The following is a 24,156-nucleotide window of genomic DNA, read 5'->3' on the forward strand; positions in this document are numbered from 1 at the left end:
CACTTTAAAGAAGCTCACCAGTCTCAGCAATAGCGCGATAATAAGCAGCTTGAGAGAATGATAGTGGTGTATTTACACTGTGGCTCTCCACCGCTTTGGGCACTAAAACATTCTACTGCATATGCGTAGCGCACCGACTTCACATTGTAGAAAGCCCGAATCTAACAGTTTGGGCTTTTTAACTTTAAAATTGTGCCTTCACTTTATCGATTCTGATTTTTATTGTTCTAATCTCAATTTATGATCTGTTCAGTTATATAGTTTATAAAAATTTACATGGCTCGTTTAGATAAAAGTAGAATAGTAAAGACTTAATCATGAGTGAAACTGAAAATCATCCAAATAGCATTTTCTGTTGGTCAGAACTTTGTATACATAATTGAAAAGAAGGTAGGCGTTTTATACATAATTGTTTGATTGGGGGGGGGGGGCGGATTAATCTATTGGAGAAGATATATTACACCATGCTACAAAAACAAGATGTTGATATAGCGGCTTATATAAGATACCTAAAGAGCAAGTTATTCCAGAGATATGAAGTCATTGTTTGGCTTATATTACAGTCGATAATGTCGATGATTGTGTTGTAAAAGAGAAAAAGCTAGGTGCTTAAATTATTTCGGGTCTTCATAATGTAATGAGTGCTGGCTGTATGCTTATGCTAAAAAAACTGTAGGTACGACTGTTGCGCTATGGCAAGAAAATGAGTAAAAGGTTGTAACCTTAGGTGAGCTAAATGCACTTTATTCTTGATAGAGGACGAACAATTGGTGGCATGCTTGAAATGACAAGTGATTAGCCTGAAGATACCTGCGATCATTGGATGATTTATTTTTCAGTGAAAAACTGTGATATAACAATAAATCAGGCAATTAGTCTCGTGGTGAAATATGCGTATCTGATACTGATATCCCCGATGTTAGTCGTTTTAGCATTATTTGCGATTCTCAAGGCGCTGTATTTTCGGTGATCCAATCCGTAATGGATGACGTTTAAATTCTTCATATATTTATTAAGTATAAAGTGAAGTAAGCCTTTATTCTTGATTTATTTGCATTAGCTTTAGCGTTAATTTACTCGCTAGTTTGTTATAATGCTTGTTAATTAAATCGTCAGCAAGTGCAGAGATCGCAATGGAATTTGAACAAGATAGCAATTTAACCCTCCCTTTATTTCTCCTTGATGAAACATTAAGTGAGAGAGATTTAGAGCAACCTGATTTTGAAATTTCCATTTCTCTAAATGATGAGTTGCTAGCCCAAATTTGTCAAAATCCAAGTGAAGATAGCAGTATAGCTATTACTGTAAGCGGTTATGAGTTACTTATTAGTAACTCTTTATATTTAAATATATTAGAGCAAGAACATGATGCGCAAATAACATTAACGCATGGTCCTCTTTTAAGTATTGTTTTAAATACTGAAGCTCAAAAAACATTCGTTTCACCACAAATGGATATGATGCCCACATTTGATTTAGGTGATGAGGACGAATGAAAAAAATAATAATAAGTACGTTTGTATTAATTATTCTTAGTGGTTGTGCATACTTAGGTAATGCTCATTACGACGATTTGTTTGGTCCTGAGCAAACGCAAGAACGTATTGTTCCACACTCTACACTTGCTGGTGCTGATTTTTTACAAAACGTAAAGCCAGTGCTCGATACTCGTTGTGTGGTTTGCCATGGTTGTTATGACGCTCCTTGTCAGCTTAAGCTTTCATCTCCTGAAGGTATTGATAGAGGATTAAGTAAAGAGTTGGTTTATGATGGAACTCGTTTACTAGCGACAACCCCAAGTCGTTTATTATTTGATGCAACTAACACTCAACAATGGCGAGAGAAAAACTTTACGCCAGTACTTAATGAACGAGTACAAACTGAAGAAGCTAATTTAGCGGGCAGTGTTTTATTTAATAGTTTAGTGCTAAAGCAAAGTCATGAGTTACCAGAAAATGAAGTATTAGATGATGAGTTTGACTTCTCATTAGGTCGTTCGCAGACATGTGCCACTATGGGGGAGTTTGACAGGTTGGCTAATGATCAGCCTCATGCTGGTATGCCTTATGGTTTGCCTGGTGTATCTCGTGAGGAGTTTAATCATTTACAAAAATGGCTAAAAACAGGCGGTAAAATGTCGCATATTAAGCCACCAAGTAAGTTTGATCAGAATAAAATAAAGGGTTGGGAAGCTTTTTTAAATCAAGATGATTTAAAGTATCAACTATCAGCTCGCTATATTTATGAACATTGGTTTTTAGCGCACGTATATTTTACGCCAGATAACCCTCAAAGCTTTTTTAAATTAGTACGCTCAAGCACACCTCCAGGTGAGGAAATACAGCTTATAAATACACGTCGTCCTTATGATGATCCTAAAGTTAGTCGTGTTTATTACCGCTTTATGCAAGAACGCACAACAATACTCTCTAAAACGCATTTACCACTTGAGCTTAATGAAGCTAAGTTATTACGTTTATATGAGCAGTTCATTGCACCAGATTATACTGTTAAGCAAATGCCTAGCTATGATCCTAAATCAGCATCTAATCCCTTTAAAACATTTGAAGTGATTCCTATTAATTCAAAATATCAGTTTATGCTTGATGAAGCTGAGCTCATTATAATGGGCTTTATTAAAGGACCTGTTTGTCGTGGGCAAATAGCTTTGAACGTTATAAATGATCATTTTTGGGTCGCTTTTGCTGACCCTAAAAAAGTGGCGACTCCTGCTGTAAGAGAGATGCTAATGCAACACGAAGAGGCTTTAGAGCTTCCTGCTGCAGAGGAGAGTAATGCGCTACCAATTTCGAGCTGGGTTAAATATTCAGTTCGCGAACAAAAGTACTTACAAGCTAAAGTTGATCTAGCCAATAAAATGTTTAAAAACGGTGAGCATCTTACTACTGATTTACTTTGGCAAGGCGATGGTAATAATAAAAATGCAGCGTTAACAATCTTCCGTCATTACGACAGTGCAACAGTTGTGAAGGGCTTTATTGGTCAAGAACCAAAAACAATGTGGGTACTAGATTATGCATTGTTTGAGCGTATTCATTATTTGTTAGTAGCGGGCTTTGATGTATACGGGAATGTAGGGCATCAACTTGTAACGCGTTTATACATGGATTTTTTACGCTTAGAGGGAGAGCAAAATTTCTTAGCATTACTACCTGAGCAAAAGCGTAATCAAATTAATAAAAGTTGGTATAGAAAGTCGCCTCCAAGCCTTTCTAAATTCTTTAAAAATAATCGAGATTTTAGTCAACCAAGTGGTATTGAGTATAAAACAGACGATCCTCAACACGAACTTTATGAGTTAATGAAAGAGGCTTTAGCACCAGTATTAAGTGAAAAATACGATTACACTAAAGTACCTAAAGATTTAAGTGTGATTAATACAATGCCAGCAAAAGCTGTTAACTTATTGCCACAATTATCTTTTGTGTTAGTTAAGCAAGGTGATGATAGCCATAAGGCTTACACTATTATTCATCATAATGCGCACTACAATATATCTAGTTTATTAAACGAAGATGGACAGCGTGCCTATGAAGAAGATACTGCGACTATCGTACCTGGATTTATTGGTGATTACCCAGCAGCTATTTGGTATTTAAATAATGACCAGCAAGTTGCTGCTTTTTCTGAGCAGTTACCAATGATGCAAATAGAAGCTGATTACCGCGCATTAAAAACTAAGTTTGGTATTCGCCGTACACACCCACAATTTTGGCAATACAGTGATATTTTACATAACACAGCTAAAAAATATCGAGGGGTTGAATATGGTATGTTTGATTATAACCGATTAGAAAATCGTTAAATTAAAGTCAGTGGATTAATATGAAACCCAGTATTTATATACTGGTTTTTTTTATGAATATAATCATTATAAGTCACGTATTAGTTTTTAAAATATGAGCTACACTTAAAACAAAAAAATAGGTCTAAATATGTTTAAAGTTGTAGAAAATATTCGTACCCGCTATAGATGGGCATTAATCAGCATTGCATTACTTATCAGTTTATCTGCTTCACTTATGCAGTATTTCTTTTCAGCACAACGTTTTGACGCAAAAATTATAAATATCGCCGGTAAACAGCGTATGCTTTCGCAAAAAATAGCATGGCATAGTGGTGTCATACTTTCATCACCGAATAAACTCCCTGAGCACGTTCATTCTTTAAAAGCATCAATCAACCTATTTGAAAGTGCGCATAAAAGTTTACTCTCAAAAAGCGAAAGCGGCGATTATATATATTTAACTCCAGAATTAATTAATTTATATGAATCGGAGCCTAATAGTCTAGATTCCCAGATTAAATTATTTATTCAAGAAGCCAATAATTTGCTGTATCAGCAAGGGGATGTTGAATCGAAAATCTTCTCAGTTGTCCATGTTGAAAAGTTATTAAAGCGCTTAGATATCGCCGTTAGTTTGTTCGAAAAACAAGCCGTTAAAAAAGTTAATTGGGTCTCTAATTTTGAGTTGTTATTTTGGCTTTTAGCTATGTTGTTATTGCTAGTTGAGCTTCGGTTTATATTTATGCCAATGGAGCAGAAGATACTTCACACACTAAAAAAGTACCACAAGCAAAAAGAATTTTCGAAACAAGTTAGTAAAAATAAAGAGCATTTTATTGCCAGAGCAAGTCACGAATTTAGAACGCCGCTGCAAGGTCTTGTAGTTTCTATTGAAGAGCTAAATATCTCAAAAAATAAGCAAAATATTAAAAATCAAGCAATGTACTGCGCTCTAAGATTAGTCGCAATGCTTGATGAACTACAAGATTTACAAGCTTTAAGTTTAGGGCATTGGGCTTTAAAATCTAAAAACGATAACTTATTAAAATCATTAGAAAAAGTATTAATTGCCTATGAGTATGGCTATACACAAAAGGGCATCAAATTAGTAACCGCTCTTGACTCAACTCTTAATTGCACTGTAAAAATTGATCACCAACGTTTACAGCAAGTCCTTACAGAGTTACTTGGTAACGCTTTAAAGTTTACAGAACAAGGAGAGGTTAATGTAACGGCAAAACTGCGTAACGATCAATTAATAATTACAGTAGAAGATACCGGAATAGGTTTTTCAAATCCTGTTCGCACTTCAGGTTTTGACTCTTTAAATCAAAATAATCATTTTCAAGGGCTCAGAACAGGTCTTGCTCGCGTTCAATATATTGTTAAAGCTTTTAATGGCGATATACAATTTGAAAGCAATAAGCCAAAAGGTGCTTTAGTAACCCTTCAAATTCCAATAGTGACTAAGCAACTTGAAGTTTCAAAAAATGCATTACTTCCATCAACACTACATTGCTTAGTTGTTGAAGATAATCCTCTTAATATGCTTGTTTTAACACGTGTTCTAGCATCGCTAGGCTTTAGTTATGAGTGCGCTGAAAATGGTAAGGTTGCTTGCGAAATGGTGACTAAAAAGCAATATGACGTCATTTTTATGGATTTAAACATGCCTGTTATGGATGGTTTTGAAGCAAGTAAAGCAATACACATTTTTGATGATGGTATACCTATTGTGGTTGTTACTGCTAATACCTCTGAGAATGATATTGCATATGCAAACGAGTGTGGAGCACAAGATCATATTTTTAAACCTATAGATAAACAAGCAATTATTGATGTGCTAACTCGTGTGTTTAATCGAGAAGTAGCTGACTCTTAAGCTTTAATGTTTAAGTGATGAAAACTCACTTGCTAAGCGCTTTCAAAATACGTTAATTTATAATTTTAATATTTGCTTAGGATCTTAGTGTGCAGTCGATTGTGCAATCAATTCAATTTCAGCAATTTAATGGCTATCTACAAGGGCAAGGTAAAAGCCGATATAGTATTCATAATTTAAGCTGGCAAGTTAATCAGGGCGAACATTGGCTGCTATTAGGCGCTAACGGTGCGGGTAAATCAGCATTAACAGCTGCATTAGTAGGTGAAGCCAAGTATGAAAGTGGCCGAATGGCAAGCACGTTTAAAAACTTACAACTTGTTTCATCTGATGCGCAAAAACAGTTGTTAAATAAAGAGCTTGAAGGAGAAAAGCTTAGCGCAGTAGAGGAACTTATTTTTACAGACCAAAACTATAACGCCGGTTTACGAGAGCAGCTCATTAAACTATTTAAGTTTAATGAATTACTTACTCGGCACTTTAGAGATCTATCAACTGGTGAAACACGCAAGCTTTTACTAATTAAAGCACTGAGCTCAAATGCAGACTTAGTTGTGCTTGATGAACCATTTAACGGACTTGATGTGCAGTCTTGTGAGCAGCTTAATAAAATACTCACAGAGCTTAGCCAAACAGTTACTTTTGTTTTTGTACTAAATCGTCTAGACGAAATTCCTTCATTCATTACTCATTATGGTTATGTTAACCAAGGTTGTTTGTTAAATACTTTGGCAAAGCCAAGTAGTGAGCAATTAAGTGATTTACTAAAACTACTACACTTAGAACATACTTCATTGGATGTACCATCTCCTGATATCGAGCAAACTCAAAGTGTATTTACAGGTGATATTTTAGTTAAATTGAGCAATGCCAAGGTTAGTTATAGTGATGTTTCCATATTCAAAAACTTGAACTGGACTATAAAAAAACATCAGCATTGGCAACTTAGTGGTGCTAACGGTTCAGGCAAAACTTGTTTATTAAATTTAATAACCGGTGATAACCCACAGTGCTACAACAACGAAATTGAAGTGTTTGGTTTTAGACGTGGTACCGGAGAGAGTATTTGGGATATAAAGCAACATATTGGTTTTATATCAAATGCGCTACATATGGATTACCGCGTAAGTATATCGGCTTTAAATACTGTTATTTCAGGATTTTACGACAGCATAGGTTTATATCAAAAACCGAGCGACGCACAAATTAATATTGCTCAACAGTGGCTGGCATTTATTGGTTTAAGTGACAAACAAAACACCTCATTCACCCAGCTTTCGTATGGCGATCAGCGTTTACTTTTAATTGTACGCGCTATGGTAAAGCACCCAACGTTACTTATTTTGGATGAACCTTGTTTGGGCTTAGATGAAGCAAACAGACAGCGAGTATTGCTACTGATAGAAAAAGTTTGTGCTGCTAATACGAGTACTGTGATCTACGTAAATCATCATGCGGCAGACAAAATTAAAGGAATAGAAAGTTACTTAAAAATGGAATATTTCAATTAAAACAGAGAAAAAGGTTGAGAGAAAGCTCGCTCAACCTATTCTTCAACTTTAAAGGCGAGTAACAGTAAAGCCTTTGTCTTGTAATTGCTTAAGTAAACCATACTGCTCAGGTAAATGTAGGGCGCCTACTGCAATAAATAGTTGCTCGTTCGCTAAGCGTGGAGTTAATTGCTTAATCCAATTATTATTGCGGTTTATTAGCATTACTTGCTCACTAATTTCACCATAGTTACTATCGTCAAAGCTTTTATTATAATAGTCAGTTAGTGTTTTCATATCGCCATTTTTCCATGCATTTACCAACTTAATAAAATATGTTTCTATGTCTGCAAGCTGTTCAAATGTTTCTTCAATCATTTCGTTATTAAGTAAATCCATACCATTAAACATTTGTAACTGCTGTTCCAATGTTTCTAATTCACCAACTTTTATGTCCTTGGTTTTAGCGTAAGCAAGTACTTGCTTATCAATTCCTGTTTTATCTGAGTAACCAGCATTTTGAAACTCAATTTGCATCATTGTGATCATTACAGCCCACGGTTTTAAACTATTAAACATGGCAATATCAATCGACTTTTTAGCAAAGTAATCTTTAAGCTTGTTGTAATTTTGTTTTGAAAGTTCAGTTTGCAGTGTTTTACCATTAGTAAGCATCATAAACGGCATAGAACGTTGTTGCATTTCTATTGGTGTCAGTTTGCTAATATCAACTTCTACAATGACCTGCTCGCTATCATCAATGGCATCGGTTACATTTTTTGGCAAGCCTTTCATGCTTGCATCGCCTACATGTACGGTGCCAAATAAGTAAGAGTTAACGCCGTTTTTTTCTATTTTGTACAAAGCCGGATCAGCATAGCTGTTAAAGCTAAATGCTATAAGCAGACTCATAATAAAAAAATGACTTATGCGTGGCAGAATATTCATAGTTTGTCCTTAAAATCAGTGGTTAAGTTAGATAAATCTTAGTCTAAATTTAAAGGTATCGTTAAATTTAGTGTTAGGGTATTTTTATTAGTGTTTTTAGCCTCTATTTTAAAGCCATTTAAATTACATAAACTTTGCACAATAGAAAGCCCTAAACCATGGCGCTGATTATTCGTTCGCGATGAATCTAGTTGATAGAGGGGATCAAAAATAGCTTTTAACTGCTCATCATTTAGTGGTGCTGTGACTTTATTACTTAATGAAATAATTGTATTTTGATTATCATTAAGTGCGCTTAGTTGTATTGGCTCGTTTGTTAATCCATAAAAGAGCGCGTTATCGATGAGATTACATAAAATAGTATTTAAGCTAAATTCGTCAGCAATAATTACTACTTTATTTGTAATAAGGTTATTTAAGCGTTCTTTAATTTTTGGGTGTTTAAAGGCTAATTCATTAATACTTTGATTTACTAAGTTATTTAGAATTATATTTTGTGTATTTAATTCTATTGCGCTATTTGATGAGCGCTGCAGTAGCAATAAGTTATTTACTATGGTTTTCATACGTTGAGAAATACTGAGTATATCGCTTGTGTAAGTATCACTAATGCGTTTATCGTTAGGATAGCGAAGAGCTACCTCAGAGAGACTTATTAATTCAGCTATGGGGGTTTTTAGCTCATGTGCAATGTCGCTCGTTAGCCGTTTTTCATTACTATAAAGTTGTTGGTTAACTGTAATGAACTTATTGAGCTCGTTACGTATAGGTTCTATTTCTTCTACTTTAAAGTCGCTTTCTATTGTTTGTGCAACACCGGTGATATCGAGTAGCTTTATTTGGTCGTTTAAATTGTGCAGTGGGTACAAACCTTTATTTACAATTCGGGTAACTAAATAACGTACACCAAATACACCAAACACGCAGGTTAAAATAAATACCACATCAATAATAATAAGTACTTTATTAAGCTCTGAGGTAGGCGCTGCAATAGCAAGAGTCATGGTATTAAAAACAGCCGAATGAGTTGGGTTTCTATCGTCTTTTTGGGCTACAAAGTGACTTATTAGTGCGCGACCGTCACGCCCGTTGGGAAGTTCGTAATCTATAATTTTAGATTCGTTTATCGGCATTTCTAAAAAGGGCAGGTTAGCATCTTTATAAAGCTCTAATGAGTCAGAGCGCTCAAACACATCACTGCCATGCCAAAGTTGGTAAAATTCACTTGCATCTGCTTTTTCATATTCAGACATAAACTCGCCAGCAAAATCAAATTCAACTACGTTGTTGTCATCCTCAACTAAGGTTTTTAAGTAGTTAGCTTTATTCGTTAAAGACTGATTGAACTGATCCTCCACCCAAGTATCAACACTTAAATCAACAGTTAAAAATATGGTGAATAAAATAACCGAAAGCACAGCGCTAATATTATTAACGAGTTTACGTTTAATTGAGTGATTTTTATTTTGTTGTTGCGACATAGCCAAATCCACGTTTATTTTTTATTGAAAGCTCGCCATCAACTTGTCTTACTTTTTTACGTATGGTTGAAATATGTGCTTCAAGCGCATTCTTAGAGAGCATATCGAACTGACCAACTATCGCTTCACTTATAAGTTCCAGCCCTAACACTCGTTCGGGAGCATTAAATAAGCATTCTATTATTTTATATTCATTACGAGTGAGCTCAATGGTATGTTGTTTATAGTGAAGTGTTTTAAGCGAGAGATCTAATACGCAGTCGCCTACGGTAAGCGTATTTTGTTGGCTTTGCAGTGAACCTCGGCGAAGTAGCGCAAGTACACGAGCGTGCAGTTCTTCAAACGAAAATGGTTTGGTTAAATAGTCATCCGCACCTTTCATAAGGCCATTAATTTTATCTTGAGGCTCACTTCTTGCTGACAAAATAAGCACGCGGCTTTGGCTCTTACTGCTGCGAAGTGCTTGTAAAATACTCATGCCATCTACACTGGGTAGCATTAAATCAAGTACGAGTAAGTCATAGCTTCCACTAAGTGCCATGCTTAAACCTTCTGAACCATCACCAGTTTCATCTACGGTAAAACCAAGATTGCTAAAACCAACTTGTAAGCTGCGCCTTAGTGCTTCGGAGTCTTCAATAACGAGGATTTTCATGTTTACTCGGTTTATAAAAATAGCCTTGTTACTTTAACAAGGCTTTATTATCAAGTCACTGCAAGAATAATAACTAATGGTACCAGCCATTTGTGTAGGCTAAATTACCTAGATTGGCATGGGCTAGGGCTTTTTTTATCAGTTGCTCATCGTTTTTACACGGCACAAGTTGATTATTACTATAAGTATATGTTGTTGCTGGTTTTTGCGGTTGTAACACGACCACTTTATTATCGTGCATATAGGCAAAGTTTTTATCGTATTGCATCATTGCGCGTTGTTTGTTGTTGCTAATTGGCTTTGATAAATCATGACCTATCATTGGGTGCTTGCCACTTGCGCCAATTAAAGATAGTAAAGTAACAGGAATATCGAGCTGGCTAGCTAGTTGGCTATCGCGTTTATGGGTAATGTTTTTACCAAAAATAACGGCCGGAATTCTAAAGTGATCAACCGGTACTAAACTCGCCCCAGATACGCGGGAGTCGTGATCGGCAATAACTATAAATACGGTATCATCCCAGTAGCTCGATTTTTTAGCTTTTTTGATAAATGCGCCTAGCGCGTAATCTGCATACTTTGCTGCATTATTACGGGTTTGTTTTTGTTTATCGTACAGCGTTATTTTGTCGTCAGGAAAGTCATATGGGCTATGGTTAGAGCTTGAAAATATAAGACTTAAAAATGGTTTATTTTGTTTTTTAAGCTTAGTAAGTTCTATATCAGCTTGGTCGTATAAGTCTTCGTCTGATGCGCCCCACGAGCCATTAAAGTCTATTTTATTAAAGTTATTAGTATCAACAATATCTTTAAAGCCATTGCCTAAAAAGAAGCTTCGCATGTTGTCAAAATGGCTTTCGCCACCATAAATAAACTGCGTGTTGTAATTTTGCTTCGCTAAAAAGTCAGCAATGGTAAAAAAATCACGTTGTGATTTATCAAGCTTAACAACCGCACGCGAAGGTGTTGGTGTAAATCCTGTAATTACCGCCTCAATACCACGAACAGAGCGTGTACCTGTTGCGTATAAATTATCAAATCCCCAGCCTTGTTTATAAAGTGCATCAATATTAGGTGTAAGGGGTAAACCGCCAAGTGTTCCTACATAACGTGCGCCTAAACTTTCTTGTAAAATAATGACTAGGTTTTTTGGTTTACCTATATTGCTTGCTGCATGAAACGTTTTTGTTGGGGCGGTTACATCATTAAATGCAGCCTGCGTATTTTGCATATTACTGCGCACAATACTAAGTAATTCATCGGTGGGCATTTTGCCGTAATAGTCTTGGCTTGATTGCTCGTTAGAGAGTTGCTTTACTGCAAACGCGACGCTATAAACCGAGTTAAGGGTTAAATCGTTAAGTAAGTGATCAGTAGAGAAGGAGACCATGGCTGGGTTAAGCGGTCTGTGCCCTAATGAATTACGTGCACCTAAAATAGTTAAGCTCACTAAAATGAGCGCTAAAATTGATTGATTTAGCTTTGTTAATGATGACTTGTTTTGCCATTGATGACTAAAGACTTTGCTCGTAAATTTACAGCTTAAAACAAGCGCTATAACAGCAATAAGTACCTCCAACTTGTAGCCTGAAAAAATCATTTTTGAGACTTCTTTAGGGTAAATTAAATACTCTATAAATAAGCGGTTAGGGCGCAAGTCATACTCGTTTATAAACGTAGGCGTAATCACTTCAAAAAAAACGAGTAAAGCAGATATCGTCAGTAAGTAAATTTTAATTAGGCTGCGTACTTTATTTTGCCATCCTATGCTTTGCATCAGTAAAGTAAGTAGCAATGCGGGCATAATAATGTAGCTTAGAGTGGCTATATCAACTCTTAAACCACCTATAAATATAGATAACCACGCATGCGATCCAAATACACGTTCGCCTTGCCATACACTTAACCCAAAGCGAGCAAGTGTTAAAAAGCCAAGTGCTAAAACAGCAAATACAACAAAAATCCATACAGGGCCAAGTGCATTTTGTACCTTAGGTATTACTTTAAATATTAACCTCGTTATTTTAGGTATAAAATTTAGCTTTATGCCCATAACACAGCCCACCAAATAAGTGCGGTAATTAACATGGCTATAAACACACTGGCAGAGGCAATATCTTTAGCGAGACCCGAAAGCTCATGGTATTCGCTGCCAATCCTATCAACTACAACCTCAATTGCCGTATTTACAAGTTCAGCAAACAATACAAAAAGCAGGCTGGCGATAAGCAGTAATTTATCGCTCAGTGCAATTTCTTGTAGCCACACAAACACACCAAGTAATGAAAACAGTGCTAGCTCTTGTTGAAACGCCGCTTCAAATCGACTCATCCATTTTAAGCCGTTAAAAGAATGGCTTAAGGTAAAAATAAGACGCATTAAGCCTTGGCGCTTTATAACGGTTTTATTACTCATCGTTTTATTTCGCTTGGTGTTGTTTGGCAGCTAGCAAGTAAATCAAGCGATGCTTGATACGTTTTGCTTTTAATGCCAATTAAATTTAAAAGGGTGTGAAAAATATTATTGTGTGAGCGTGCTGCACTGGTATCTAAATTAGCTAAACAGGTATTGGTAATGCGCTGATTATGCTCATCAGCCCACATATAAAGGGGGACATGCGTTTGTGTACTTGGGGCAAAGCTATACGGAAAACCATGCAAGTAAGCACCGCCTTCGCCAAGTGATTCACCATGATCCGAGATATATAAAAACTGCTTATCTATGTTGTTTGGCAGCGTTTTTAATTGCTCAATTACTTGGGCGTTAACAAAGTCGCTGTACGCAATTGTGTTGTCGTAGGTATTAACTAATTCATCGAGTGAGCAGTTTTGAATGTCGCTTCTGTCGCATGTGGGCGTAAATTGCTTAAATTTATCTGGGTAGCGTTTAAAGTAGGTTGGTCCGTGTGACCCCATCATATGTAGGACGATAACGGTGTTAGCTTGGCTTAAATTAGCGAGTTTGCGTCTAAGTGGAGCAATAAGCGCTTCATCAAAACAATATTTTCCATCGCAAAGCGCTGATGGGGTGGTTGGGATATCAATGTTAACAACACGAGTGCATACGTTCTTGCAGCCGCTGTTATTATCAACCCACAGTACATCGCTGCCAGCTTGTTGTGCTAAATCAATCAGATTTTGTTGGTTGTCGGCTGCTAATCGATCAAAGTTATCTTGTGTTTGCAATGAAAACATACACGGCACAGACACTGCGGTGGCTGTGCCGCAAGACGCCACATTATTAAAATACGAAACATTATGCTTTTGAGTGTAAGAGTTGGTGTTGCGTTTATAACCTTGGTAAGCAAAGTTTTCTGCTCGTGCTGTTTCGCCAACAACTATAACTGTTACGCTGGTGGTATTAGGCGCAATTAGGGTGGGTGCTGCATCTATGTTTTTAAATTCTATATTGGTGTATAGCAGTTGATCGCGCATATATTTATAACCGCTAGAGAGATATTGAAACGGAATAATTTCTTTTTTCAAAATGCGGTTGTTACGACCAGTGGCTGCGTAATCGGCGTAAAAGTTAGCGACCACTAAAGCAATTAGCGTTAAGCAGGCAATAATAAGTTTTATGCGGCTAATCGCTTCTTGATGAGGGCGAGTAAAGTGTATTTTTACTTTGCTTAATATAAAAACAGGTAACGCACAAAACAACAGTAAAAAGGCTATGAGCTGCGGGTTTAAATAGCTCAACGCTTCGCTTGAATCGGTTTCGAACGTGTTTTGAATCATCGAATAGTCAAACACGACACCGTAATTTAATGAGCCGTAAAGCACGGCGCTAGAAATTATCAGTAAAAGATAGTTAATTGGTTTTAATAACCATCTAACCGACACTATCGAAAAGAAAATAATTAAAAGGCATAACAAAAGTAGTGGTACTGAAAGTAAAAATAGCCACGAAAAGGAAGCCAATGAGGTAATGGCGCTAAACGAGCCTTGAATAAAAGGAATGTTTATAACTAAACAGTAATAGCAGGCAATCATCACTACAAAGGCGTTAGCACTACAGTGAATATAAAATCGTTTACTACGGTTTGGCTTTTTTTGTTCAGGTGTTTGGCTAAGTGTATTCATATTTAGGCTCGTTTAAAATAACAACACCATGCTATGTAACAACACTTAAGAATTGCTTAAGAGAACCTACGCATTGCCTGAGGGTAATAAATAATTTTATTTATCACCTTCTTTTTAAAAATTAATCAAACCTTAAACAGAGAATATAAGAATAGTGAATTTCCGTGCTTGAAATTACAGCATAAAAAAACCTTTATTTTTGTTAATGGTGAATTTTAAAACCACTTAATTTCCATATTCCCCTTTTTCTTAGATTAACTTTGGTGTTGACTTAAGGGGCTTAGCGCGGTACTAATATAAAAAGAGAGCGAAGGAATAACCTTCGTAGCAATTGAACAAAATTTGGTATTAATTACATGCTTGCAAACGCACTAAACCTAGTCCTGATTATTATCGTGGTGATTATTCCCGCGAGGGCTTCGTAGTGCTTTAAAAACTTAAGCATTAAAAAGCCCTCCGCACTTAACCGTTCGGAGGGCTTTTTAGTTTTAAGCCTAAAGTTTTAAGCGTAAAAAATGTAATTGGGTTGTCACTGAGGAATGAGGGTTTTATTAATGACAGGTGCAGAACTAACAATCGACTTATTAAGTAAACACGGTGTAAAAGACGTATTTGGCTACCCAGGCGGAGCTATTATGCCAATTTACGATGCGCTTTATGATTCGTCGATCAAGCACTACCTTGCTCGCCACGAGCAAGGTGCTGGATTTGCTGCCGTAGGTTTTGCACGTAGCACTGGAAAACTAGGTGTGTGTTTTGCAACCTCAGGACCAGGTGCTACTAATTTAATCACCTCACTTGCAGATGCAATGATGGACTCAGTACCTTTACTCGCTATTACAGGGCAAGTGCCTACCGCTGCGATTGGCTCTGATGCGTTCCAAGAGATTGATATATTAGGTATGTCGCTTTCATGTACTAAACACAGTTATATGGTGGAGCGAGCTGAAGATTTAGCTGAAATATTGCAAGAAGCAATGCATTTAGCACAAAGCGGCCGACCAGGTCCGGTACTTGTAGATATCCCAAAAGATATACAAATGGCGCAAGTGCCTTTTAAACCTTGGCTTGCAGCTGATGAGTATTTACCTGAACTAGATCTAAACCAAGTGGCTATTGCCAACCAATTGTTGAGTGAGGCTAAGCAGCCTGTCGCTTATGTTGGTGGTGGTGTTCAAGCCGCTGATGCGCAAGACGAGTTAATGCAGTTTTTAAATAAAACACAAATGCCTGCAGTAGCAACACTTAAAGCATTAGGTAGCGTATTACCAGGTTACGAACATTATTTAGGTATGCTAGGTATGCATGGTGGTCAAGCCGCTAATATTGCAGTGCAAGAGTGCGATGTATTAGTGTGTATAGGTGCACGCTTTGATGACCGTGTTACTGGTAATTTAGCAAAATTTGCAGCAAAAGCTAAAGTTATTCATTTAGATATTGATGCCGCTGAAGTAGGTAAACGTAAACCAGCTAAAGCTTCATTAATTGCTGATTTAAAAACATCGTTACCAGCATTAGAGTGTTTTGTAACGCCTAAAGCATGGTGCGACGTTAACAAAGAAATGATGGTTAAACATGCATGGCGTTACGACTATCCAGGCGAAAAGGTATACGCACCTTATTTACTTAGTCAGCTTAGCGAGCGTATGCCAAAAACAGGCGTAGTTTGCTGTGACGTAGGTCAGCACCAAATGTGGGTGGCTCAGCATATGAAATTTAGCCATCCAACCAACCATTTAAGTAGTGGTGGTGCGGGCACTATGGGTTTTGGTTTGCCAGCAGCGATTGGTGCACAAGTAGCACGACCAAATGATTTTGTTATAACTGTATCGGGCGATGGCTCAATCATGATGAATATTCAAGAGCTTGCAACTATTCGTCGTAATAATTTACCAGTAAAAATATTAATTTTAGATAACCAGCGCTTAGGTATGGTTCGCCAATGGCAAGAGCTATTTTTTGAAGGTCGTTACTCTGAAACGAACCTTTCGGATAACCCTGACTTTGTACAATTAGCTGCAGTGTTTGGTATTCCAGGGCAAACAGTTACGCATGCCAATCAAGTTGATGATGCAATAACAGCATTAGTTAATAGTAAAGGTCCGTATATTGTACATGCCTGCATTGATAACAAAGCAAACGTATGGCCACTTGTACCACCGGGTGCAGCGAACGATGAAATGATAACGGAGAAGGCAAAATGAAACACAGCTTAATTCTTGTATTAAAAAATCAAAGTATTGCCGTAGAGCGATTTTTACGTGTAGTACGTCATCGTGGTTTTGACTTAACGCATTTTCAGCTCAATATGGACGACGGTCAATACAACGTAGCAATGACGGTAGATAGTGATAAGCCTATTCACCTACTAACAAGTCAGTTAAACAAACTGGTTGATGTTAAAGAAGTCAATTTGCAAAACTTACAGCAACAAGTCGTTTAATGTTGCAATAAGAACGTTATTTTCGGGTAAGTTAATAATAACTTACTCAACAATTTTAGAATGAGGAATGCCCGCTTGTTAAGCGGCAAAAAACTGAGGTAACTATGGCTAAATTAAGAAGTGCAACAACAACTGAAGGACGTAAACGCGCAGGCGCAAGAGCATTGTGGCGCGCAACAGGTATGACCGACTCTGATTTTGGTAAACCGATTATTGCCGTAGTTAACTCGTTTACACAGTTTGTACCAGGGCATGTACACCTTAATCAGCTTAGTGAGCTTATGGGTGAGACGATAACCCAAGCAGGTGGCGTTCCAAAAGAATTTAATACCATTGCGATTGATGATGGCATTGCGATGGGACACGGCGGAATGCTTTATTCGCTACCTTCGCGTGATTTAATTGCTGACTCGGTTGAATACATGGTAAATGGTCACTGCGCCGATGCGATGATCTGTATTTCAAACTGCGACAAAATCACCCCTGGGATGATGCTTGCAGCCCTTCGCTTAAACATTCCGGTAATATTTGTATCGGGCGGTCCAATGGAGGCAGGTAAAACTAAACTTGCTAACATCGACATTAAACTTGATTTAGTTGATGCCATGGTTAAAGGCGCAGATGAATCGGTAAGTGATGCAGATTCAGAGCAAGTAGAGCGCTCTGCATGTCCTACATGTGGTTCGTGCTCAGGTATGTTTACTGCAAACTCAATGAACTGTTTGTTAGAGGCAATAGGCTTAGCGTTACCTGGTAACGGTACCACGCTTGCTACCCATAAAGACCGTAAACAACTGTATGTTGAAGCGGGTGCCCGTATTGTTGATTTATGTCGTGAGTACTACCAAAAAGATAATCAAGATGTATTGCCACGTGCTATTGCCAATAAAACAGCCTTTATGAATGCAATGGTTGTTGATATTGCAATGGGCGGCTCGTCAAATACCGTATTACATTTACTCGCTGCAGCGCAAGAGGCCGGCGTTGATTTTGATATGTCGCATATTGATGCTTTATCTCGTAAAACACCGTTTTTATGTAAAGTTGCACCGGCAACACCAGAGTATCATATTGAAGATGTTCACCGTGCTGGTGGCATGATGGCAGTTGTACGCGAGCTTGGTAAAGCGGGCTTAGTTGATATGTCGGTTAATCATGTAGCTGGGTCAACAATGGCTGAGCTTGTTAAAAAATGGGATGCAACAGACCCAACTAATGAAGTTGCGCGCAAATTTTATCGTGCTGGTCCTGCGGGCATTCGAACTACTAAAGCAATGAGCCAAGAGTGTCGTTGGGATGAAGGTGATAATGACCGCGTGAATGGTTGTATTCGAAGCGTTGAACACGCTTTTCGCCAAGATGGTGGCTTAGCAGTTCTTTCTGGGAATTTAGCCGTTGATGGTTGTGTTGTAAAAAGTGCTGGTGTAGTTGACGAAATGCTACATTTTGAAGGCACCGCCATTGTATACGAATCACAAGATGATTCAGTAGAAGGGATTTTAAATAACGAAGTAAAAGCCGGCGATGTTGTTGTTATTCGTTATGAAGGACCAAAAGGCGGTCCAGGTATGCAAGAAATGCTATATCCAACGAGTTACTTAAAATCAAAAGGCTTAGCTGAAAAGTGTGCCCTTATTACGGATGGTCGCTTTTCGGGTGGTACTTCGGGTTTATCAATTGGTCATGTGTCGCCTGAAGCGGCAAGTGGTGGTGCAATTGCTTATGTTGAAAATGGCGACAAAATCATTATTGATATTGCAACACGTGAAATCACTTTAGCGCTAAGCGATGAGGAACTTGAGGCACGTAAACAAAAGCAATTAGCACGCGGAAAAATGGCTTACAAACCAGTTGATCGTGAGCGTTATGTATCGTCTGCTTTAAAAGCATATGCATTACTTGCAACAAGTGCTGATAAAGGCGCAGTGCGCGATTTAGCTAAATTGGAGGCGCTTAGTTAATTATGGTCTCTCAAGAGCTCGATTATTTTCGCGCTATTATTCAAGCAAACATGGAGCCATTGGCTAAAGTTACTGAGGTTAGCGAAATGGCTGAACTCAGTAAAAAGCTAGGTAATCATGTTTGGTTAAAGCGTGAAGACCAGCAGCCCGTGTATTCATTTAAATTACGCGGTGCGTATAACAAATTAAATAAATTACCTAAAGGCTCAGTGGTTATCACTGCCTCTGCGGGTAATCATGCTCAAGGGGTTGCATTGAGTGCATCTCACCTTGGGCATCAAGCAACTATTGTAATGCCAGTAACAACACCTGAAATAAAAGTCAGCGCAGTGCGCGCACTTGGTGGTGAGGTTGTATTACATGGTCATCATTTTGATGCTGCAAAAGAATATGCGCTTGAGTTAACACAACAACGTAACGGTATATTTGTCCCACCATTTGATGATCCGGATGTCATTGTTGGTCAAGGCACTGTAGCACGCGAGTTAATGCAGCAATTAAACGAGCTTGATGCTGTATTTATTCCTGTTGGCGGTGGTGGCTTACTTGCTGGTATGGCGGTTTATATTAAATCGCTGCGTCCAGATATAAAAGTAATTGGCGTAGAAGCCGACGAAAGTGCGTGTTTACAAGCTGCACTTGAAGCAGGAAAACCAGTAGAGCTTGAGCGTGTTGGTAGTTTTGCCGATGGCGTAGCGGTTAAAATTATTGGTACTGAGACATTCCGTTTAGCGCAAAAGTTTTGCGATGAGGTTGTAACCGTTACTAGCGATGAAATATGTGCAGCCATGCAGGATATTTTTGTATCTACGCGTGCAATTGCAGAGCCATCAGGTGCACTTGCAACGGCTGGACTGAAAAAGTGGAGTCAGCAGTCGGGGTTAAAAGGGTTGCACTTAGCGGCTGTGCTTTCGGGTGCTAATTTAAACTTTGATCGCCTGCGTTATGTAGCAGAGCGTACTGCGCTGGGTGAAAAAAACGAGGCGCTATTAGCCGTTACTATTAAAGAAGAAAAAGGCAGTTTTAAACAGTTTTGTGCTTCTTTAGGTGGCCGTGCTATTACTGAGTTTAACTACCGTTATGCAGGACCTGGTGAAGCACAAATATTTGTAGGTATTGCTCTGCGCCAAGGCGAGCAAGAGCTCAATGAGCTAAAGCAAGACTTAACTAATAACGATTATCAATTTTGCGATCTGTCGGATAACGAGCTCGCTAAATTACATGTGCGTTATATGGTTGGCGGAAAAGCACCAGAGCAATTACATGAACGTTTATTGCGCTTTGAGTTTCCTGAGTATCCAGGTGCGCTTGCACGCTTTTTAGATACTTTAGGCAGCAATTGGAACATTACCTTGTTTCATTATCGTAATCACGGTGGTTCGATGGGGAATGTACTGGCAGGTTTTGCAATTGAGCCGAGTCAGTATGAGATGTTTAACGAGCATTTGAATCGCTTAGGTTACAGTGTACAAGATGAAACACAAAACCCGTGTTTTACCCAATTTTTAACATCAAAACCGCAAGCAGAAAAAGCCGAAAAACTCGCCTCAGTATAATCCTTCTTTAAAGGCAGGCACCTAACTAGGGTGCTTGCTTTATCACACGTTTTACATATAGTTACAGGTAATCGTCATACTTTTTGAGGAAACCTCGTTGCTACTTAAAGGATTAATTATTGTATTGTGTGTTTTTTGTGGTCAGATTAAGGCGCAAGAATCTGTCACATTACAACTAAAATGGATGCATCAGTTTCAGTTTGCCGGTTATTATATGGCAGATCAAAAAGGCTTTTATAAAGAGGTAGGCATTGATGTAACAATTAAACCTGCTAACCCCATGATGCCAAATACTTTTGACGCAGTTGCTAATGGTGAAGCGCAATTTGGTGTGGGTCATTCTGGTATTCTGCAGCAGAGAATTGATGGTCAACCGTTTGTTGCCATGGCTGCTATCTTACAGTTTTCTCCTTATTGTTGGATGGTTAAAGACACCTCTGATATTTTTCACCCACGAGATTTTATCAATAAACGTATCACAAGTGTGAGCAGAGAAGACAACACCGAGTTACTCATTATGCTCAAGCGCAGTGCTGTTAATATCGAAAAGCTCAAGATTTACAAAGGTGAGGATTCTAGCCAAGCATGGATTGAAAATAAGTTTGATGCTATGCAGGTATACGTTACTACTGAGCCTTATTATATGACCCAGCAAGGTGTAGCCCATCGGCTTATTTGTCCGCAGCGATACGGTATGGATGTATACTCTGATATTTTATTTACCAGTGAGACAATGCTTAAAAAGCATCCTCAAACAGTTGAAAAGTTTTATCAAGCAAGTTTAAAAGGTTGGCGTTATGCAATGATGAATATGGATGAAGCTATTGCGATTACCCAGCAAAAATACGCACCAAACAAAAGCTTTCATCAATTAGCATATGAAGCCGAAGTATTAAAAGATTATATAGTCCCCCCTACAACTAACTTAGGTAATATGTCGATGGCTAAGTGGCGACTCATTGCTGATTTATATGGCATACAGCAAAATGAGTTTGATAAAGTAAAAGCTAGCTTTATTTATAAGTATCAGGAGCCTGAAAGTATTAAATTATCATGGATGCTTATCGCCGCTATTATTATCAGTATTATTTCAATACCGCTTTATCTGCGTTTAATTTTTAGTAAAAAATAATATCTTTTGAAATTTGATCTGCTGATATAATTAATTGTCTTTTTTCTATTGTAAGTTGTTATGACTTTAGCTGAGCAATTTTTTGCACTTGATTCATTATTGAAGCGTAACCGCCAGTATTGGCAGTGTACTGCATTTGATTTTGATACTCTTCCGTGGTCTGAGCTACAAAAGCCACTCAACAACTTAACTGACAAGCAAGTAGCTGAGATTGATAGTGATCAGGCTCAGGTATATAAATTTTTTGCCCCTTATATCAATCAGCTTGAAGAACTCGAAATGCTATGCGAATTACCTCGTGCTGATAAATCTTATAGTGATTATCCATTTTGGATAAGTAATGGCATTAAAGGTCGCAAGTTTGACCAGTTAAAAGACTTTGTATCTGCTTTACCAAATAGTACGCTACCAGTTTTAGAGTGGTGTGCAGGTAAAGGGCACCTAGGTAGAATGCTTGCCTTTAATGGAGCAAGTGAAGTGCATAGTATTGAATTGCAATCTAGCTTGTGTAAACAAGGCGAGCAAAGTGCTCAGCAGCAAGGTTTGGCAATGCGTTTTAGCCAAGTAGATGTACTTACTGATAACACTTCTGATTTTTTTAACTCGGATATTCATGCTGTTGCATTACATGCTTGTGGCGGATTGCATCAAGAATTTATGCGCCAAGCAAGTTTAGCCAAAGTGCAAGAAATTAGTTTTTCTCCGTGTTGCTATCATTTATTCACTGCCAATAAGTATTTTGCAATGAGTACGTTAGCTCGTAAAAGCGACCTTAATTTAACGCACCGCGATTTAAAGCTCTCATTACAAGAAACAGTTACAGCTCCTTCTCGCTTGGAAAAAGTACGCAAAACTGAGCTTGAGTGGCGCCTTGGTTTTGATGCTCTTAGAAAGTCGATAACTGATGAGCAATGCTATGTAAGCGTCCCTTCGGTTAATAAAGCAATATTCTCAGATTCATTTAAATCATTTTGTGCATGGGCTGCGGATAAAAAGGCAATTTTATTGCCTCAAGATACTGATTATGAAAAGTTTTTATCTATTGGGCAAGAGCGAAAAAAGATTACAGACAGAGTTGAACTGGTTCGACATGTGTTCAGAAGAGCAATTGAGGTTTGGCTTGTGCTCGATCGTGCTTTATATTTGCAACAGCAAGGTTATCAAGTAAGCGTTAAAACGTTTTGTGAGAAACAGTTAACGCCTCGTAATATTCTGATCCTCGCTAATAGCAATTAAATTTCCCGTCCTCGACTTAATAAGAGATGCAATGAGAAAGTTAAAAAATTTATTCGATAACAATAAACGCTGGGCTGATCGTACAAGTGAAGCTGATCCTGAGTTTTTTAAAATTTTATCAATGCAACAAAATCCAGAATACCTATGGATTGGTTGCTCAGACTCTCGCGTACCCGCAAACCAAATAGTTGATTTATTACCAGGTGAATTATTTGTACATCGTAACGTTGCTAACGTGGTTGTACACACCGATCATAATTGTCTGTCTGTTATGCAGTATGCTGTAGAGGTATTAAAAGTAAAACATATAATGGTAGTAGGGCACTACGGTTGTGGTGGCGTACAAGCTGTTTTAGATGATGCCAAATTTGGTTTTATTGATAATTGGCTACGCCATGTAGGCGACGTAAAAGAAAAGCATTTAGAGCAATTAAATGCAATGCCTGAAAAAGAACGTTTAAGCCGCCTTATTGAGCTAAATGTCATTGAGCAAGTGCGAAATGTTTGTCGTACTAACATTGTTCAAGATGCATGGGAAAGAGGTCAAGAGCTCAGTGTTCATGGTTGGGTTTATGGTTTAGAAAATGGGCACTTACATGATTTAGAATCAGTAGTAACGTGTGCCGCAGAAGAAACCGAAAGCTATAAAAGAGCTGTGCAATACGTGCTTGCAAAAGCAGGTTGTGAGTAAATAAGCTTATGACTAAAACGGCGATTATACTTGGTGCCACAGGTTTAGTAGGTAGTGAGCTACTAAATGAGTTACTTAATAGTTCACACTACACCCACGTGGTTACTTTAACTCGCCGTGCTTTACCTATTTCGCATAGCAAGCTAACTAATCACATAATTGATTTCGAAAAGTTAGCCCAATGTGGCGAGCTATTTAAAGGTGACGTGCTTTTTTCATGCTTAGGGACTACACAAAAGCAAGCGGGTTCAATTAGTGCACAGCGTAAAGTGGATTTTGACTACCAGTTTATTGCAGCGCAGTTAGCTGTTAGTAATGGAATAAAACATTATTGCTTAGTGTCGTCCAGCGGTGCAAATGCGCAAAGTCGTAGCCCTTATTTAAAAATGAAAGGTCAACTAGAGCAGCAGATTAAGTTGCTTGCTTTTGAGCGTATAAGTATTTTTCAGCCATCGTTACTGCTAGGTCAGCGTGAGCAATTTAGAGTAGCAGAAAAAATAGGCAGTATAATTTTACCTATTATTGCATGGCTACCATTTTTAAAACGTTACAGACCTATCACGGGTAAGCAAGTAGCAAAGAAGATGCTAACGGTAAGCACCGAGCAACAAATTAAATTATCGTACTTTGTTTTAGATGATTTATTTGAATAGCTTTACATGAAAAGCAAAAGGCAGCCTAAGCTTAATGCCAGTCAGTTAACAGCTGACTGGCGTTTTTTATTGGGGTATTTACTGGGTTTTGGTTTCACACACCTCGGATACGCCCGCTCCCGTTTTATCGGCAATATG

18 protein-coding genes are annotated in these 24,156 nt (G+C 38.0%); 12 read left to right on the plus strand and 6 right to left on the minus strand.

Going from position 1 to position 24,156, the window contains the following annotated elements; genetic code table 11:
• The first annotated feature begins 1,133 nt into the window (after window positions 1-1,133).
• The 4 genes from GQR56_RS19260 to GQR56_RS19275 all read left to right on the plus strand — a co-directional run bounded on the left by GQR56_RS19260 (window position 1,134) and on the right by GQR56_RS19275 (window position 7,201).
• A complete protein-coding gene (locus GQR56_RS19260) occupies window positions 1,134-1,496 on the plus strand; it encodes a hypothetical protein (protein ID WP_024611223.1) in 363 nt (120 codons plus the stop codon).
• On the plus strand, window positions 1,493-3,826 hold the full coding sequence (locus GQR56_RS19265; RefSeq protein ID WP_166114529.1) for a fatty acid cis/trans isomerase: 2,334 nt from the start codon (window positions 1,493-1,495) through the stop codon (window positions 3,824-3,826). The genes GQR56_RS19260 and GQR56_RS19265 overlap by 4 nt, the downstream gene beginning before the upstream one ends.
• A 130-nt stretch (window positions 3,827-3,956) precedes the next feature.
• The gene (locus GQR56_RS19270; RefSeq protein WP_166114532.1) at window positions 3,957-5,690 is read left to right on the plus strand and encodes a response regulator; all 1,734 of its coding nucleotides are present in this window, start codon (window positions 3,957-3,959) and stop codon (window positions 5,688-5,690) included.
• A 101-nt stretch (window positions 5,691-5,791) separates the two neighbouring features.
• Window positions 5,792-7,201 carry an ATP-binding cassette domain-containing protein gene (locus tag GQR56_RS19275; RefSeq protein WP_166114566.1) on the plus strand — a complete coding sequence of 470 codons (1,410 nt, stop codon included), beginning with the start codon at window positions 5,792-5,794 and terminating at the stop codon, window positions 7,199-7,201.
• A 48-nt stretch (window positions 7,202-7,249) separates the two neighbouring features.
• Here GQR56_RS19275 and GQR56_RS19280 read toward each other — a convergent pair whose 3' ends face one another.
• The 6 genes from GQR56_RS19280 to GQR56_RS19305 all read right to left on the minus strand — a co-directional run bounded on the left by GQR56_RS19280 (window position 7,250) and on the right by GQR56_RS19305 (window position 14,346).
• Window positions 7,250-8,128, minus strand: a complete 879-nt coding sequence (locus GQR56_RS19280) for a TraB/GumN family protein (protein WP_166114535.1) — start codon at window positions 8,126-8,128, stop codon at window positions 7,250-7,252.
• Window positions 8,129-8,166: 38 nt separating this feature from the next.
• Window positions 8,167-9,609: a HAMP domain-containing sensor histidine kinase gene (locus tag GQR56_RS19285; RefSeq protein ID WP_166114538.1), complete on the minus strand. Its 1,443-nt coding sequence runs from the start codon at window positions 9,607-9,609 to the stop codon at window positions 8,167-8,169.
• Entirely contained in the window at window positions 9,590-10,264 is a 675-nt protein-coding gene (locus GQR56_RS19290; protein WP_166114542.1) for a response regulator transcription factor, read from the minus strand. The genes GQR56_RS19285 and GQR56_RS19290 overlap by 20 nt, the downstream gene beginning before the upstream one ends.
• A 73-nt stretch (window positions 10,265-10,337) precedes the next feature.
• A complete protein-coding gene (locus GQR56_RS19295; RefSeq protein WP_166114545.1) occupies window positions 10,338-12,317 on the minus strand; it encodes an LTA synthase family protein in 1,980 nt (659 codons plus the stop codon).
• The gene (locus tag GQR56_RS19300; protein ID WP_024611231.1) at window positions 12,308-12,679 is read right to left on the minus strand and encodes a diacylglycerol kinase; all 372 of its coding nucleotides are present in this window, start codon (window positions 12,677-12,679) and stop codon (window positions 12,308-12,310) included. The genes GQR56_RS19295 and GQR56_RS19300 overlap by 10 nt, the downstream gene beginning before the upstream one ends.
• Window positions 12,676-14,346 (minus strand): phosphoethanolamine--lipid A transferase, encoded by a 1,671-nt coding sequence (locus GQR56_RS19305; protein WP_166114548.1) that lies wholly within the window; start codon window positions 14,344-14,346, stop codon window positions 12,676-12,678. The genes GQR56_RS19300 and GQR56_RS19305 overlap by 4 nt, the downstream gene beginning before the upstream one ends.
• A gap of 554 nt (window positions 14,347-14,900) precedes the next feature.
• On the opposite strand from GQR56_RS19305, the gene ilvG reads away from it, so the two are divergent.
• From ilvG to GQR56_RS19345, 8 genes are all read left to right on the plus strand, one after another.
• The gene (ilvG, locus tag GQR56_RS19310) at window positions 14,901-16,550 is read left to right on the plus strand and encodes an acetolactate synthase 2 catalytic subunit (protein ID WP_166114551.1); all 1,650 of its coding nucleotides are present in this window, start codon (window positions 14,901-14,903) and stop codon (window positions 16,548-16,550) included.
• A complete protein-coding gene (gene ilvM / locus GQR56_RS19315; protein ID WP_024612241.1) occupies window positions 16,547-16,789 on the plus strand; it encodes an acetolactate synthase 2 small subunit in 243 nt (80 codons plus the stop codon). The genes ilvG and ilvM overlap by 4 nt, the downstream gene beginning before the upstream one ends.
• A 104-nt stretch (window positions 16,790-16,893) precedes the next feature.
• On the plus strand, window positions 16,894-18,750 hold the full coding sequence (ilvD, locus tag GQR56_RS19320) for a dihydroxy-acid dehydratase (protein ID WP_024591428.1): 1,857 nt from the start codon (window positions 16,894-16,896) through the stop codon (window positions 18,748-18,750).
• 2 nt (window positions 18,751-18,752) lie between these two features.
• Window positions 18,753-20,306: a threonine ammonia-lyase, biosynthetic gene (gene ilvA / locus GQR56_RS19325; RefSeq protein ID WP_166114554.1), complete on the plus strand. Its 1,554-nt coding sequence runs from the start codon at window positions 18,753-18,755 to the stop codon at window positions 20,304-20,306.
• 97 nt (window positions 20,307-20,403) lie between these two features.
• Complete coding sequence (locus GQR56_RS19330) at window positions 20,404-21,438, plus strand: ABC transporter substrate-binding protein (RefSeq protein WP_166114557.1); 1,035 nt, start codon at window positions 20,404-20,406, stop codon at window positions 21,436-21,438.
• A gap of 60 nt (window positions 21,439-21,498) precedes the next feature.
• Window positions 21,499-22,674: a methyltransferase gene (locus tag GQR56_RS19335; protein ID WP_166114560.1), complete on the plus strand. Its 1,176-nt coding sequence runs from the start codon at window positions 21,499-21,501 to the stop codon at window positions 22,672-22,674.
• Window positions 22,675-22,705: 31 nt separating this feature from the next.
• The gene (can, locus tag GQR56_RS19340) at window positions 22,706-23,365 is read left to right on the plus strand and encodes a carbonate dehydratase (protein ID WP_024612246.1); all 660 of its coding nucleotides are present in this window, start codon (window positions 22,706-22,708) and stop codon (window positions 23,363-23,365) included.
• Window positions 23,366-23,373: 8 nt separating this feature from the next.
• Window positions 23,374-24,018 carry an NAD(P)H-binding protein gene (locus GQR56_RS19345; RefSeq protein WP_166114563.1) on the plus strand — a complete coding sequence of 215 codons (645 nt, stop codon included), beginning with the start codon at window positions 23,374-23,376 and terminating at the stop codon, window positions 24,016-24,018.
• Window positions 24,019-24,156: the final 138 nt, after the last annotated feature.

Source organism: Pseudoalteromonas sp. Z9A5 (assembly GCF_011378875.1).
GTDB lineage: Bacteria > Pseudomonadota > Gammaproteobacteria > Enterobacterales > Alteromonadaceae > Pseudoalteromonas.